At 71.3% G+C, this 14,830-nt stretch carries 12 protein-coding genes and 1 pseudogene; 11 read left to right on the top strand and 2 right to left on the bottom strand.

Features of this window, described 5'->3' with window-relative positions:
* Positions 1-235: pseudogene (locus tag A6A08_RS17075) on the top strand (ATP-dependent Clp protease ATP-binding subunit ClpX); the annotation flags it as partial.
* A 182-nt stretch (positions 236-417) separates the two neighbouring features.
* On the opposite strand, the gene A6A08_RS17080 reads toward A6A08_RS17075, so the two are convergent.
* Entirely contained in the window at positions 418-1,128 is a 711-nt protein-coding gene (locus A6A08_RS17080) for a DUF305 domain-containing protein (protein WP_073703613.1), read from the bottom strand.
* A gap of 498 nt (positions 1,129-1,626) precedes the next feature.
* Between A6A08_RS17080 and A6A08_RS17085 the strand changes: the two genes are divergently transcribed.
* Together A6A08_RS17085 and A6A08_RS17090 are read left to right on the top strand one after the other, a co-directional pair.
* Complete coding sequence (locus A6A08_RS17085) at positions 1,627-3,039, top strand: LVIVD repeat-containing protein (RefSeq protein WP_073703614.1); 1,413 nt, start codon at positions 1,627-1,629, stop codon at positions 3,037-3,039.
* A 168-nt stretch (positions 3,040-3,207) separates the two neighbouring features.
* Positions 3,208-4,632 carry an LVIVD repeat-containing protein gene (locus A6A08_RS17090; protein ID WP_073703615.1) on the top strand — a complete coding sequence of 475 codons (1,425 nt, stop codon included), beginning with the start codon at positions 3,208-3,210 and terminating at the stop codon, positions 4,630-4,632.
* A 232-nt stretch (positions 4,633-4,864) separates the two neighbouring features.
* Here A6A08_RS17090 and A6A08_RS17095 read toward each other — a convergent pair whose 3' ends face one another.
* Entirely contained in the window at positions 4,865-6,175 is a 1,311-nt protein-coding gene (locus tag A6A08_RS17095) for a hypothetical protein (RefSeq protein WP_073703616.1), read from the bottom strand.
* A 128-nt stretch (positions 6,176-6,303) separates the two neighbouring features.
* Here A6A08_RS17095 and A6A08_RS17100 point away from each other — a divergent pair, with 128 nt between their 5' ends.
* The 8 genes from A6A08_RS17100 to rodA all read left to right on the top strand — a co-directional run bounded on the left by A6A08_RS17100 (position 6,304) and on the right by rodA (position 14,702).
* On the top strand, positions 6,304-7,656 hold the full coding sequence (locus A6A08_RS17100) for a folylpolyglutamate synthase/dihydrofolate synthase family protein (protein ID WP_073703617.1): 1,353 nt from the start codon (positions 6,304-6,306) through the stop codon (positions 7,654-7,656).
* A gap of 34 nt (positions 7,657-7,690) precedes the next feature.
* Positions 7,691-8,095 (top strand): DUF4233 domain-containing protein, encoded by a 405-nt coding sequence (locus A6A08_RS17105; protein ID WP_073703618.1) that lies wholly within the window; start codon positions 7,691-7,693, stop codon positions 8,093-8,095.
* Positions 8,096-8,253: 158 nt separating this feature from the next.
* The gene (ndk, locus tag A6A08_RS17110; RefSeq protein WP_073703619.1) at positions 8,254-8,658 is read left to right on the top strand and encodes a nucleoside-diphosphate kinase; all 405 of its coding nucleotides are present in this window, start codon (positions 8,254-8,256) and stop codon (positions 8,656-8,658) included.
* A 225-nt stretch (positions 8,659-8,883) separates the two neighbouring features.
* The gene (locus A6A08_RS17115) at positions 8,884-9,918 is read left to right on the top strand and encodes a rod shape-determining protein (protein ID WP_073703620.1); all 1,035 of its coding nucleotides are present in this window, start codon (positions 8,884-8,886) and stop codon (positions 9,916-9,918) included.
* 1 nt (position 9,919) lies between these two features.
* Positions 9,920-10,819, top strand: a complete 900-nt coding sequence (gene mreC, locus A6A08_RS17120; protein ID WP_073703621.1) for a rod shape-determining protein MreC — start codon at positions 9,920-9,922, stop codon at positions 10,817-10,819.
* Positions 10,816-11,376, top strand: a complete 561-nt coding sequence (gene mreD, locus A6A08_RS17125) for a rod shape-determining protein MreD (protein WP_073703622.1) — start codon at positions 10,816-10,818, stop codon at positions 11,374-11,376. The genes mreC and mreD overlap by 4 nt, the downstream gene beginning before the upstream one ends.
* A 3-nt stretch (positions 11,377-11,379) precedes the next feature.
* On the top strand, positions 11,380-13,527 hold the full coding sequence (gene mrdA / locus A6A08_RS17130) for a penicillin-binding protein 2 (protein WP_073703623.1): 2,148 nt from the start codon (positions 11,380-11,382) through the stop codon (positions 13,525-13,527).
* A gap of 2 nt (positions 13,528-13,529) precedes the next feature.
* Positions 13,530-14,702 carry a rod shape-determining protein RodA gene (gene rodA, locus A6A08_RS17135; protein ID WP_073703624.1) on the top strand — a complete coding sequence of 391 codons (1,173 nt, stop codon included), beginning with the start codon at positions 13,530-13,532 and terminating at the stop codon, positions 14,700-14,702.
* Positions 14,703-14,830 lie beyond the last annotated feature (128 nt).

Consider the following 14,830-nt stretch of genomic DNA (forward strand, 5'->3'; position numbering starts at 1 on the left):
GTTCACGCCGGATGCTTTGGATGCGATTGCTGAGCAGGGGATTATTCGGGGGACGGGTGCGCGTGGGTTGCGGGCGATCATCGAGGAGGTGTTGTTGTCGGTGATGTATGAGGTGCCTTCGCGTGAGGATGTGGGGCGGGTCATCATCACGCGGGAGTCGGTGCAGGAGCACGTCAACCCCACCATCGTCCCGAGGGCCAAGGCGCGCCGCACCCGCCAGGAGAAGTCCGCCTAGGACCCCTTCGGCCGCGCGGCCCGCACCCGCCCCCGGAGGGGACACCGGGAGGAACCGGGCGAGGCGCTCAGGGCCCGCCGCGACGACGAGCACGTGAAGGGGGCGCCCCGACCGGGGGCGCCCCCTTCGTCGCGTCCGGTCGCGCCGGGACCGTCCGCGGCCCGGGCCGCGGCTCCCGCGGGCTACTCCTCCTCCAAAACCAGCGCCATGCGCGCGATGTCGGCGTTCTGCTCGGCGATCACGTCGTTGGCCATCCGCAGTACCGTCTGGTCCTTGCCCTCGGCCAGCACGTCCTCGGCCATGGTGACGGCCCCCTCATGGTGGGTCGTCATCAGTTCCACGAAGAGCCGGTCGAACTCGTCGCCCTCCGCGTTCGCCAGCCGCTCCATCTCCTCCTCGGAGGCCATGCCCGGCATGTCGTCGTGGTCGACCTCCAGCTCGCACGCGGGCACGTCGCCGTCCTCGCCGTGGTGCGTACCGTCGCCCTCCAGCCCGCAGAAGTTCTGGTGCGCCGGGTTCTCCCTGGCCGGCCCGAAGACGTTCTCCTCCAGCCAGCTCTCCATGGCGGTGATCTCCGGCCCCTGGGCGGCGGAGATGCGGTCGGCGATGCTCTCGATGCCGTCGCGCTGGTGCCGCTCCGGTACCAGGTCGGTCATCTCCAGGGCCTGTTCGTGGTGCCCGATCATCTGCACCAGGTAGGTGACGTCGGCCTCGTTGTGGCCCTGCTCCGCGGCGAGGGCGGCGATCTGGTCCGCGGTGGCGGGGGAGGAGGACTCCCCGGGGGCTCCGGGGGCGATGACGTTGGCCGACTCCTGCCCGCCGTCCTCGCCCGTACAGGCTGAGGCTCCGAGCAGTGCGAGAGCGGTTCCAGCCGCGAGTGCCAGGCGACGCACGAGGTGTCCTCCATGGGGGTGAGGCGCGGTCGGGGCCGCGATGTCCGTGGGGTGGGGCGCCTCCCGGGAGGGCGACGTCCTGCGGGCTTTCTACTCACCCGATGGGTGTTTTGTCCAGTCCCGGACGCTGTGCGGGCACCATGTGCCTACCCGGACGCCCGGAGCGCTCTCCTGTCCCGGGGTTTCGGCACTCCTACAAACGGCCACGTCAGCAGACCGAAACTGAGAACCGTGTGGCCCTCAGCGAACGGACCTCCGGTTGCGACTCCGGGGCGTGACCGCCGGGGCCGGAGCGGGCCCCGGCCATCGCCCGCGGCGCACCGGACGGCCCCGCGCGCCGTGGCGTCGGCCGGAACGTTAGCCGGGTCGCGTGATCGGATCGGGTCAGGTCGACACCGTGTTAACAACCATGTTTCTTTTGTCTCCCCCTATACATATAGATGTTGAACTGTGTACGTTCTTCCTGTTTCACTCCAATCAGAATCGGGAGTACTTAGGATGGCGTCATCCCCCTCAGCCCCCACCCCCCCGAGAGCCGGTCGCGGACTGGCCGGACTCACCGTCGCCGGAGCGGCCGCCCTCGTGGCCGGCCTCATCGGCCCAGCCTCGGCCTCGGCGGACGACACGTTCGTCAGTGACGCCGACACCAGTTCCAACGTCACTCATGTGGCCAACGTCCCGAAGACCGAGACGATGAGTGACTTCAACTCCGATCTCGCCTTCACCGGTGACTACGCCATCGGCGGCAACTACAACGGCTTCGTCGTCTACGACATCTCCGAGCCGGAGGACCCGCAGGTCGTCTCCGAGGTCCTGTGCCCCGGCGGCCAGGGCGACGTGTCGGTCAGCGGTGACCTGCTGTACTTCTCCGTCGACTACCCGCGCGCGGGCACCGAGTGCGGAGCCCCCTCCGTGCCCACCACCGACCCCGACGGGTTCGAGGGCATCCGGATCTTCGACATCTCCGACAAGGCCAACCCGCAGTACGTGTCCGCGGTGCGCACCGACTGCGGTTCGCACACCAACACGCTGGTGCCGGGCAAGGACGGCGAGCACGAGTACGTGTACGTCTCCTCGTACTCGCCCTCGTCGCGCTTCCCGAACTGCCAGCCGCCGCACGACAAGATCTCCGTCATCGAGATCCCGGTCGACGACCCGTCCGAGGCCAAGCTCCTCGACACCCCCGTGCTCTTCCCCGACGGCGGCAACACCGGCACCGCCGGCTGCCACGACATCACCGTCTACCCCCAGCGGGACATCGCCGCGGGCGCCTGCATGGGCGACGGCATCCTGATGGACATCTCCGACCCGGCCGCGCCGGTGGTCACCGACGTGGTGCAGGACGAGAACTTCGCGTTCTGGCACTCGGCGACCTTCACCAACGACGGCAAGACCGTGCTGTTCACCGATGAGCTCGGCGGCGGCGGTGGCGCCACCTGCAACGAGGCGGTCGGCTCCGAGCGCGGCGCCAACGCCATCTACGAGATCGGCGGCAAGAAGGGCGCACCGGAACTGGGCTTCCAGAGCTACTACAAGCTGCCGCGCCACCAGGCCGACACCGAGAACTGCGTCGCGCACAACGGCTCGCTCATCCCGGTCCCGGGCCGTGACTTCTTCGTGCAGTCCTGGTACCAGGGCGGCGTCTCGGTCATCGACTTCAACGACCAGAAGAACCCCGAGGAGATCGGCCACTTCGACCGCGACCCGATCGACGACAGCCGCCTCGTCCTGGGCGGCTCCTGGTCGGCCTACTACTACAACGGCTACGTGTACTCCTCCGACATCACCCGGGGACTCGACGTCCTCAAGCTGAGCGACCCCCGGTTCCGGGTGGCCGAGCAGGTGCGGATGGAGGAGTTCAACCCCCAGTCCCAGCCCGAGTACAAGCCCGGCCGGGGCAACGGCCGCTGACCGTCCCCGCCGAACGCCCCGGGGTCCTCGCGGGCTCCGGGGCGCTCCACCCGAACGTCTCCGGCCCTTACGGGACGGCGATGACGGGTACGAGCACAGGGGCCGTGGCCGTGTACGCCGCGGCCCCCACGCGCCCTCCCCCACCCCCTAGTGCACACAGGAGAGCCCATGCCCGCATCCGCAGCACCACGGGCCCGGAAGGGTCTGCGGCGCACCGCGGCCCTCGCGGCCACCGCCACCGCGTCCCTGCTCGTCGGACTCCTCAGCCCGGCCGGCGCCCTCGCGGACGAGGCCCCGGCCGACAGCGTCCACAGCCCCAACATCACGCACGTCGCCCACGTGCCCAAGCCCTCGGCCGTGCGCAGCGTCAACTCGGACCTGGCGTTCACCGGCGACTACGCCATCGGCGGCAACTACGACGGCTTCGTCGTCTACGACATCTCCGAGCCGGAGGACCCGCGGGTCGTCTCCGAGGTCCTGTGCCCCGGCGGCCAGGGCGACGTGTCGGTCAGCGGTGACCTGCTGTACTTCTCCGTCGACTACCCGCGCGCCAACAAGGACTGCGGGGCGCCCGCCGTCCCGGTCACCGACCCGAACGGGTTCGAGGGCGTGCGCGTCTTCGACATCTCCGACAAGGCCAACCCGCAGTACGTGTCCGCGGTGCGCACCGACTGCGGTTCGCACACGCACACGCTGGTGCCGAGCAAGACCGGTGACAGCGACCTGCTCTACGTGTCGTCGTACTCGCCGTCGGCGGACTTCCCGAACTGCAAGACGCCGCATGACAAGATCTCCATCATCGAGGTGCCGCACGACGCACCCGAGGAGGCCGCGGTCGTCAACGAGCCGGTGCTGTTCCCGGACGGCGGCAACCACGAGCAGGACGGTCTGCTGCTGCCCACCCAGGGCTGCCACGACATCACCGTGTACGCCGAACGCGACATCGCCGCGGGCGCCTGCATGGGCGACGGCCTCCTGATGGACATCTCCGACCCGGTGAACCCGGTCGTCACCGAACGGGTCCGGGACGAGAACTTCGCGTTCTGGCACTCGGCGACCTTCACCAACGACGCCAGGACCGTGCTGTTCACCGACGAGCTCGGCGGCGGTGGCGCCCCCACCTGCACCGAGGAGATCGGCCCCGAGCGCGGCGCCAACGCCATCTACGAACTCGGCGGCAAGAAGGGCTCACCGGAGCTGAGCTTCGCCAGCTACTTCAAGATCGACCGCCACCAGGGCGACCAGGTGTGCGTGGCGCACAACGGCTCCCTGATCCCGGTCCCGGGCCGCGACTACTTCGTGCAGTCCTGGTACCAGGGCGGTGTCGCGGTGATCGACCTCAACGACCCGGGCGCCCCCGAGGAGATCGGCTTCTTCGACGTGGACTCCCGTGTCGAGGAGGGCGTGCAGGACAACGACACCTGGTCGACGTACTACTACAACGGCTACGTGTACTCCTCCGACATCACCCGGGGCCTGGACGTACTCCGTATCGACGACCCGCGCCTGCGCGCGGCCGAGCAGGTCCGGATGGACGAGTTCAACCCGCAGAACCAGGAGAGCTACCGGCCGGGCCGCGGCAACGGCCGGTAGGAGGGCGGACGACACCTTCCTCGTGGTGGCCCCGGCGGGGGCGGCGCCTGGGCGCCGTCCCCGCTCCCGTGTCCGGGGGCGGCCGGTGCGCGTGAGCCGGTTGTGGGCACGCCGGAGCGGAGCGGACCGGGGGACCCCCCGTTTTCAACGAAACCAGGAAACCGCCCGGGACCGCCAGGGCCGCCTCCGCGCCTGTGGACGGCGGGAGCGGCGACGCGGCCCGCGCGAGGGATCAGCCGAAGAGGCGGTCGGTGGGGGCGTCCACGGCCTCCAGGACACGGCCGGTGAAGTAGACCGTGCCCAGGGCCAGGACGCGCGGCCCGAGCGAACGCAGGGCCGCGCGGGAGAGGCCGTCGGCGTCCATCCGGTCCCAGTGGCCGGGCAGGGCGTGCCCGAACCGCAGGTGGGCCTCGGGCAGGCGCACGGCGGTCACCGGAAGGCCGCCCAGGACCTCCACCGCCCCGGACACGTCCTTGTGGTCGGGCAGGCACAGCAGGACGTGGTCCACCCGGCCCCACAGCCCGCGGGCGTGGGCCAGCGCGGCGGCGACACCGGCGCGGTCGATGGCCGAGTCGACGAGGACCTCCGCGTCCGGCGCCGCTCCCGTGCCGGAGCGCGCCTTCCCGGCGGAGCCCGCCCCCGTGCCGGAGCGCGCCTCCCCGGCGGGGACGGTGTGGCGGGACAGCCTTCCCGGCAACCGGAGGGTGCCCAGTACGGCGTGCAGCCGCTCCCGGTCCAGCGGCGGGCGCCCCAGGTGGTCCAGCATCCGCGCGGCGGCGGCCGTGCCCAGCACCCCCGACGCGGAGGACAGTCCCGGCGGGCGCAGTCCGGGCGGCGGCTCCACACCCGGCAGCTCCGGGTCGACCACCTCGGCGCGGACCCGGCCGCCGGTGGCCCCGGCCAGCGCGGCGTCGACCTCGGCGGCCACCCCCGCGGTCTGCGGCAGGCGTACCAGCGCGCGGGTCCGCTCCCCGGCGACCCGTGCCTTCTCACGGGCGATCTCCTCCACGGTGTCGCCGAGGACCCCCACGTGCTCGGCGAAGACCCTCCCCAGCGCGACCACCTCCGGGCCGACCAGGCGCAGCTCGTCGCGGTGCCCGCCCATCCCGGCCTCCAGCACGCACACGTCGGCGCCCACCTCGCGGGCGTGCAGCAGCCCCGCGACCAGGAACAGCCCGCTCGGCGCCAGGTAGCCGCCGGACTCCTCCACCGACGGCAGGCCCCGGCGGGCGGCGTCGATCCGGGCGCCCAGCGCGTCCAGTTCGGCGTCGGCCACCGACGTCCCGTCCACCCGCACCCGCTCGCGGTAGGACCGGAAGCTCGGCCCGGTGACCAGCACCGTGCGCAGCCCGGCCGACGACAGCGCGGCCGCCGCCGTGGTCGCGGCGGCGCCCTTGCCCTTGGACCCCACCACCCCCAGTACCGGGGCGCGGCCGGCGTCCAGCCCGAGGGCGCGCATCAGGGCCGCGGCGCGTTCCAGGCTGCGGGCCTGCCCGGGGCGCCGTCGCGCCCACTCGGTGAAGAAGGGCTCAAGACTTGGCATGGCACCAGTATGGTCTGTGCGACATGCGCCACCGGTTCCTTTGCCCGGCGCCCGGCCCCAGGTGAGGGCGCGTACACTGGCGCGGGTGCACACCCCGAACGAGCGAGACACCGAAACGCCGAGACACCGTGAGTGATGCCAGCGCCGAGCAGCGCTACGACGAGGTGACCGCCGAGATCCTCTCCCGCGCACCCGAGTCCGACATCGATCCTCGTCTGGACCGGGTCCGCACCCTGCTGGACCTCCTGGGCGACCCGCAACGCAACTTCCGGGTCATCCACGTCACGGGCACCAACGGCAAGACCTCCACCGCCCGCATGATCGACGCGCTCATGCGCGCACGCGGCCTGCGCGTGGGCCGCTACACCAGCCCGCACCTGCGCACCGTGCGCGAACGCGTCGTCATCGACGGGGAGCCGGTCTCCCGGGAGCGGTTCGTCGAGGCCTACGACGACATCCGTCCCTACATCGAGATGGCCGACTCGATGAACGACGCTCCGCTGTCGTTCTTCGAGATCCTCACCGTGATGGCCTACGCCGTCTTCGCCGACACACCCGTGGACGTCGCCGTGGTCGAGGTCGGCATGGGCGGCCGGTGGGACGCCACCAACGTCGTCGACGGAGACGTCGCCGTGGTGACCCCCATCGGTATCGACCACACCGAGTACCTGCCCGACACGCTGGAGGGCATCGCCGACGAGAAGTCGGGCATCATCAAGCCCGACTCCGTGGCGGTCCTGGCCCAGCAGCCGCTGCCCGCCGCCGAGACCCTTCTCCGCAACGCCGCGGAGATCGGGGCCCAGGTGGCCAGGGAGGGCTTCGAGTTCGGAGTCACCTCCCGCGAGGTCGCCGTGGGCGGCCAGCAGATCGCGGTCAAGGGCCTCACCGGCAGCTACGAGAACCTGTTCCTTCCCCTGTTCGGGGCGCACCAGGCCGGCAACGCGGCCGTCGCCATCGCCGCGGTGGAGGCCTTCGCCTCCACCGGTGACGACGCCGGGGGCCTGGACCCCGCGATCGTCGGCGAGGCCCTCACGGGAGTGGACTCCCCGGGCCGCATGGAGGTCGTGCGCACCAGCCCGACCGTCATCGCCGACGCCGCGCACAACCCCGCCGGGATGACCGCCGCCGCCGCGGCCGTGGAGGAGGCCTTCACCTTCTCCCGGCTGGTCGGAGTGGTCGCGATCATGGCCGACAAGGACGTCGAGGGGATTCTCGACCCCCTCGAACCACTGCTCGACGAGATCGTCGTCACCCGTAACTCCTCACCGCGTTCCCTCGACCCGGAGCGGCTGTCCACCGTCGCCCAGCAGATCTTCGGCGAGGACCGCGTGCACGTGGCCGCCCGACTCGACGACGCCATCGACCAGGCCGTGGGCCTGGCCGAGGAGGGCGGCGAGTTCGGCGGGAACGGTGTACTGATCACCGGCTCGGTCGTCACCGCCGGTGACGCCGTCCACCTGCTGCGCGGCGCGGGGGAGTGACGGGCCGGACGGCCCACTACGAAGGGAACCTGCCGTGCGTGTAGTCTGCGCCGTCATCCTGGTGTTCGAGGTCATCGTGATCGGCCTCTTCATCCCCGTCGCCATCTCCCTGGAGGGGATGGCCCCGGCCCTGGCCGGGGGCCTGTGGGGCGGGATGGCCGCCGCGGCCCTCGTGCTCTCCGGCCTCCAGAAGTACCGACCGGCGCACTACGCCGCCTGGGTGCTGCAGGCCGCGTTCCTGTTCACCTCCTTCCTGGTCTCCGGGGCGGCGCTGATCGCCGTGGTGTTCGTGTCCCTGTGGGTGACCGGTGTGATCATGGGCCGCCGTACCGACGAGATGAAGGCCGCGCATCGGGCCCGGGCCGAGGCGGAGGCCGCCGGGGAGCCGGAGGAGGGCGGCGACGTCGTGGCCTCCGCGTCGTCGCGGCAAACGCGATAGTGTGACGCACGTCCGGGCGGGCGGCCGGACCCGGGAGGGACTCCCGCTCCTCGGCCCCCGCTTTCGCGACCCACCACCCGAACCCTCCGCGTGCGGCCGACGCCGTGGGCGACGCCCACGTGCGCCACGCGGAGCCCCAGTGAGGAGTTGACACGCACGTGGAGCGCACTCTCGTTCTCATCAAGCCGGACGGCGTCCGCCGCAACATCGTCGGCGAGGTCATCTCGCGCATCGAGCGCAAGGGCCTGAAGCTGGTCGCGATGGAGCTGCGCACGCTCGACACCGAGACCGCCAAGACGCACTACGAGGAGCACGCCGAGCGTCCGTTCTTCGGCTCGCTCGTCGAGTTCATCACCGGCGGTCCGCTGGTGGCCATGGTGGTCGAGGGCGAGCGCGCGGTGGAGGCCTTCCGGGCCCTGGCCGGCGCCACCGACCCGGTGACCGCCTCCCCCGGCACCATCCGCGGCGACTTCGCGCTGGAGGTGCAGCAGAACATCGTGCACGGCTCGGACTCCACCTACTCCGCCGAGCGCGAGATCAAGCTGTTCTTCCCCGACCTGTAGACGGGGCGGAGCGGGCCGCGGGTTCTTCGGCATGGGACCCGCGGCTTCGTCATGGGGGGACTTCTTCGGACTCGTCCGTCGTCAGGGCAACAATTCGGTGTGTTTGCGTAACGGGCTAAGTGCTGACCGTTACGATACGGGGGACTGAATACCTATCGTGACGGAACGACTACGTATGGTCGCTCCGCGTCACCACGCCCGACACGGCGCCTCTGAGGACGTTACATGCCGAACAACCTTGCTTTTCTCGGCCGGGACATGGCCGTCGACCTTGGTACCGCCAACACGCTCGTGTACGTGCGCGGACGCGGCATCGTTCTGAACGAGCCGTCGGTGGTCGCGCTCAACACCTCAACGGGCAGGATCGTCGCCGTCGGTATCGAGGCCAAGCAGATGATCGGCCGCACACCGGACAACATCACGGCGATCCGCCCCCTGAAGGACGGCGTCATCGCCGACTTCGAGATCACCGAGCGCATGTTGCGCTACTTCATCCAGAAGATCCACCGACGGCGCCACTTCGCCAAGCCCCGCCTGATCGTCGCCGTCCCGAGCGGGATCACCTCGGTCGAGCACCGCGCCGTCAAGGAGGCGGGCTACCAGGCGGGCGCACGCCGGGTCTACATCATCGAGGAGCCCATGGCCGCCGCCATCGGCGCCGGGCTCCCCGTCCACGAGCCCACCGGCAACATGGTCGTGGACATCGGCGGCGGCACCACCGAGGTCGCCGTCATCTCCATGGGCGGCATCGTCACGTCCCAGTCCATCCGCGTCGGCGGCGACGAGCTCGACCAGGCCATCACGACCTTCGTCAAGAAGGAGTACTCCCTGATGATCGGGGAGCGCACCGCCGAGGAGCTCAAGATGGCCGTCGGCTCCGCCTACCCCAGCGGCTCCGAGGAGGTCCGCGCCGAGGTGCGGGGACGCGACCTCGTCAGCGGCCTGCCCAAGACCATCGTCCTCTCCGAGACCGATGTGCGCCAGGCCATCGAGGAGCCGGTCATCGCCATCATCGACGCGATCCGCACCAGCCTCGACAAGTGCCCTCCGGAACTGTCCGGCGACATCATGGACCGCGGCATCGCCGTCACCGGCGGCGGGGCCCTGCTCCGCGGGCTCGACGAGCGGCTCCTGCACGAGACCGGCATGCCCATCCACGTCGCCGACAACGCGCTCGACTCCGTCGCCATCGGTTCGGGCACCTGCGTCGAGAACTACGAACGGCTCCACCAGGTCCTCGTTCCCGAACGGCGGCGATGACATGTTCCGCGACTCGTCCCGATCCCGACTGATCCTGGCCGTGCTCCTCGCGGCGGCCGTGGCCCTGCTCGTCCTGGACGCGCGCCCCGGCGGCGACCCCGTCACCTCCGCGGTCCGCGCGGGCGGCGAACTCGTGTTCGCGCCCGCCGCCGCGGGGGTGGACGGGGCGACCGCGCCCGCGGCGGCCCTCTACGACGGGCTGCGCCGGAGCTCCGGCTCCTCCGACCGCGTCGCCGAGCTGGAACAGGCCAACGCCGACCTGAAGGACCAGCTCAGAGCCGCCCGCATCGACGAGCAGCGCGCGAAGCAGCTCGACGAACTCCTGGGCCTGGCCGGCCTGGGCGGCTACGAGATCGTCGCCGCCCGGGCCGTCACCCACGTCACCGCGCGCGGCTACGCCGACACGGTCACCATCGACGCCGGAACCGAGTCCGGGGTGCGCCCGGACATGACCGTGATCAACGGCTCCGGCCTGGTGGGGCGCGTGACCGAGGCCGGACCGCGCACCGCCACCGTCATGCTCGCCACCGACGTCAAGTCCGCGGTCGGCGCCCGCCTGGAGGCCACCCGCAAGATCGGAGTGGTCAACGGCGGGACCGTCCCCGGAGGCCCCGACGCCGAATTGACCCTGGAGCTGTTCGACCTGGAGGCGCCGGTGGAGTCCGGTGACCGGGTGGTCACGCTCGGCTCGCACGAGGGGGCTCCCTTCGTGCCCGGCGTGCCCATCGGCACCGTCGACGACGTGCAGGTGGCACCCGGCGCGCTCAGCCGTATCGCCGGCATCACGCCGGCCGTGGACTTCTCGTCCCTGGACGTGGTGGGCGTGGTGGTGCGGGGCCCCGACGAGGACCCGCGCGACTCCGTGCTCCCGCCCCGACCCGACAAGGGGGACCGGTCATGAGAACCGTAGTGACCCTGGCAGCGGTGCCCGCCGCCGTGCTCGCCCAAGCCGCGATCGTCAACCGGCTCCCGTTCGACTGGGGGGCCGGGCCGGACCTCGTGGTCGCGGTGGTCGTCGCCGTCGCCCTGACCACCAGCCCCGCCGCCGCGGCCGGATGCGGCTTCGCCGCCGGGCTGGCCATGGACGTACTCCCGCCCGCCGAACACGCCCTGGGCCGCTACGCCCTGGTCCTGTGCCTGGCCGCCTACGTGCTGGCCCTGCTGCGCAGGAACACCGGCGCGGGCGGCTCCCTGGACGGGCGCACCTCTGTGTGGGCGGTGACGGGAACGGTGGCGGCCACGGCCCTGGGCGTGGGCCTGGGGTACGCGGCGATCGGCCTGCTCATGGGGGACCCGCGGGTGTCGCTGGCCGCCGTCGTGGTCAACACCCTCGTGGGTACCGCCCTCACGGCCCTGGTCGCGCCGCTGGTCGCCTTCCCGCTGCTGCGGACGCGCGAAGCGCTCTCCGACGACGGATACCCCACGGTCCAGGGCCCCGTGCCCTCGGGGAGGTGGTGAGCCGTGCGCGCACCCGTCGAAGACTTCGAACCTCCCGGGCGCAGGCTCGGCCGGGCCGGGATCGTCATCGCCCAGGTCCTGGTCGTGACGCTCTTCGCCGTCCTGGCCGCCCGGCTGTGGTACCTGCAGGTCCCGATGTGGGACCACTACCGGGAACTCGCGCTGGCCAACCACCACCAGCAGCTCATCGTCCCCGCCACGCGCGGGCAGATCCTCGACGCCACGGGCCGGCCGCTGGTGAACAACCGGGCCGAACTGGTGGTCTCCGGCGACTACCACGAGCTGACGGGCATGGAGGACGGCGGGAGGAAGGTCCTCAGCGACCTGTCCGAGGTGCTCGACGTGCCGCTGGAGGAGCTCCAGCAGCGCATGCGCCTGTGCGGACCCGAGGTGAGCCGCCCCTGCTGGCCCGGATCGCCCTACCAGCCCGTCACCCTCGCCGAGGACGTGGAGCCGTCCGTCGCCCTGCAGATCATGGAGAGCTCCGGCGACTTCCCGGGCATCAGCGCCCAGGCCCACGCCGTCCGCGAGTACCCGCAGGGCGAGCACGGCTCCCAGATGCTGGGCTACCTGCAGCCGGTCACCCAGGAGGAGCTGGAGGCCCGCGAGGACCTGCGCACCCAGTTCACCGGTATCGACCAGGTGGGCCGCGACGGGGTGGAGGCGGTCTACGACGCGCAGCTGCGCGGCACCGCGGGCAAACGCGTCCTGGGAGTGAACAACCACGGCGAGGTCATGGAGGTGATCTCCGAGACCTCTCCCGAGCCGGGGATGCACCTGATCACGAACATCGACCTGGGCGTGCAGAAGATCGCCGAGGAGGCGCTGGCCGAGGGAATGGCCAACGCCAGGCCCCGCTACAAGGCCGACGCCGGCGCCGCGATCGTCCTGGACGTGCGCACCGGCGGAGTGGTGGCCATGGCGAGCCTGCCCACCTACGACCCCGCCATCTGGCAGGGAGGCATCGACCAGGAGACCTTCGACGAGATGCTCAGCGCGGAGGCGGGCGAGCCGCTGCTCTCCCGCGCGGTGCAGGGCACCTACCCGCCGGGCTCCACGTTCAAGGTCTCCTCGCTCTCGGCGGCCGCGGAGAACGGGTACTCGCTGCGCAGCACCTACGCCTGCCCGGGCTCGGTGAACCTGGCGGGGCAGACCTACCAGAACTACGCGGGCCAGGGCCACGGGCCGATCAGCCTGCACAAGGCCATCGTGGTCTCCTGCAACACCGTCTTCTACAACTTCGGCTACCAGATGTGGAAGCAGGACGGCGGCCTGTACCCCGAGGGAGAGCCCAAGGAGGCCATGGCCAACATGGCGCGCGGCTTCGGCTTCGGCTCCCCGACCGGGATCGACCTGCCCTACGAGACCGCCGGGCGCATCCCGGACCGCGAGTGGAAGCGCACCTTCTGGCAGCAGACCCGGGAGAACAACTGCCACCGGGGCGAGCACGGCTATCCGGAGGTCGCCAAGACCGACCCCTCGCGCGCCGCCTACCTCAAGCTGCTGGCCTACGAGCAGTGTGTGGAGGGCTTCCAGTGGCGGGCCAACGAGGCCGTCAACTTCTCCATCGGACAGGGGGACGTCCTGGTCACGCCACTCCAGCTCGCCAACGCCTACGCGGCCATCGCCAACGGGGGCACGCTCTACGAGCCCCGCATCGGCCGGGCACTGGTCTCCGCGGACGGGACGAAGGTGGAGGAGATCGAACCGGTCGTGCGCGGTCGGCTGCCGGTCAGCGACGAGACCCTCGAATACCTGCAGAAGGCGCTCACCGCGGTCCCCAAGGAGGGAACCGCGCGCGGCGCCTTCGCCGGGTTCCCGCAGGACAAGGTGTCCGTCGCGGGCAAGACCGGTAGCGCCGACGTGCGGGGACGCCAGGTCTCCTCCTGGTTCGCCTCCTACGCTCCCGCCGACGACCCGCAGTTCGCCATCGTCGTGCTGGTCTCCCAGGGTGGCACCGGCGGTATGACGTCGGCGCCCATCGCCCGCGCCATCTACGACGGCATCTACGGGTTCGAGGGCCAAGGCCCGGTCACGGCCGGGGGCGAGGACGGCTCCGGACCCGCCAAGCCGCTGCTCCCGGGCGGAAAGCCGCCCGAGGAACTGCCCGCCGTCCGTCCCGACGGTTCCATCGACGTCCTGGATCGGTAGCCATGAGCACGTACCTGGGGGCGCCCCGAACGCGAAGAGCCGAGCTCGGACGCAGCGCGGCGGGCCTCGCCCGCCGACTGGACTGGACGCTGGCCGTGTCCGCGGCGCTCCTGTGCGTCATCGGCTCGCTGCTGGTGTGGTCGTCGACGATTCCGGGCGACGGAAGCGACCCGTTGGAGTCCACCGAACACCTGCGCCGCCACCTGTTCCACCTGGTGGTGGCATGGGTACTGTGCCTGGCGGTCGCCTCGGTGGACCACCGGACGGTCCGCGCGTACGCGCCCATCGCCTACCTGGTCACGGTGGTCCTGCTGGCCCTGGTGCTCACCCCGCTCGGCGAGGTGATCAACGGGTCGCGCGGCTGGATCGTGATCGGCGGGTTCCAGTTCCAGCCCAGTGAGCTGGCCAAGGTCGGGCTGGTCCTGATGCTGGCCACCCTGCTGGGCGAGCCGCGCGACGGCGAGGCCCGGCCGATGACGCGGGACGTGCTGTTCTGCCTGCTGGCACTGGCGGTGCCGCTGGCGCTGGTGATGTCCCAGCCGGACCTGGGCACCACGCTGGTGCTCGGCGCGATCTTCCTGGGGATGCTCACGCTCTCGGGCGCCCCGGTCATGTGGGTGGTGGGCATGCTGGCGTGCGGCGCGGCCGGGGCGTTCTGCGTGTGGTGGTTCGACATGCTGGAGCCCTACCAGGTGGACCGCATCTCGACCCTGATGAACCCGACGGCCGACCCGCAGGGCGCGGGCTACAACTCCAACCAGGCGCTGATCGCGGTGGGGTCGGGCGGGTTCAACGGGACCGGGCTGTTCCAGGGCGAGCAGACGCACGGGCGGTTCGTCCCCGAGCAGCACACCGACTTCATCTTCACGGTGGCGGGCGAGGAACTGGGGTTCACGGGCGCGGTGCTGGTCATCGGCCTGTTCGGGCTGGTCCTGTGGCGGCTCCTGCGGACCGCCCAGGGGTGCGAGAAGCCCTATCCGCGTTTGCTGTGCGTGGGTGTGGCCGCCTGGTTCGGGTTTCAGGCCCTCATCAACATCGGGATGTGCCTCGGGGTCGTGCCGGTGACGGGCCTCCCGCTGCCGTTCGTGTCCTACGGCGGTACCGCGTCCGTGGCGAGCATGCTCGCCCTGGGGCTGGTGCTGGGGGTCAACTCCCGGAACCGGGGCTTCGCCTAGCGGGGGCTCGGGGGAACACGGTCGGGGCCGGGCGCGCCGGTAGCCTGGGGGCATCCGGGCGGCCGTGCTCCACGTGCCCCGGTGACGGCTCCCGCCACGGCGGGGGTCCACGCACATTCCGACACGAA

The organism is Nocardiopsis sp. TSRI0078, assembly GCF_001905145.1.
Classification (GTDB): domain Bacteria; phylum Actinomycetota; class Actinomycetes; order Streptosporangiales; family Streptosporangiaceae; genus Nocardiopsis.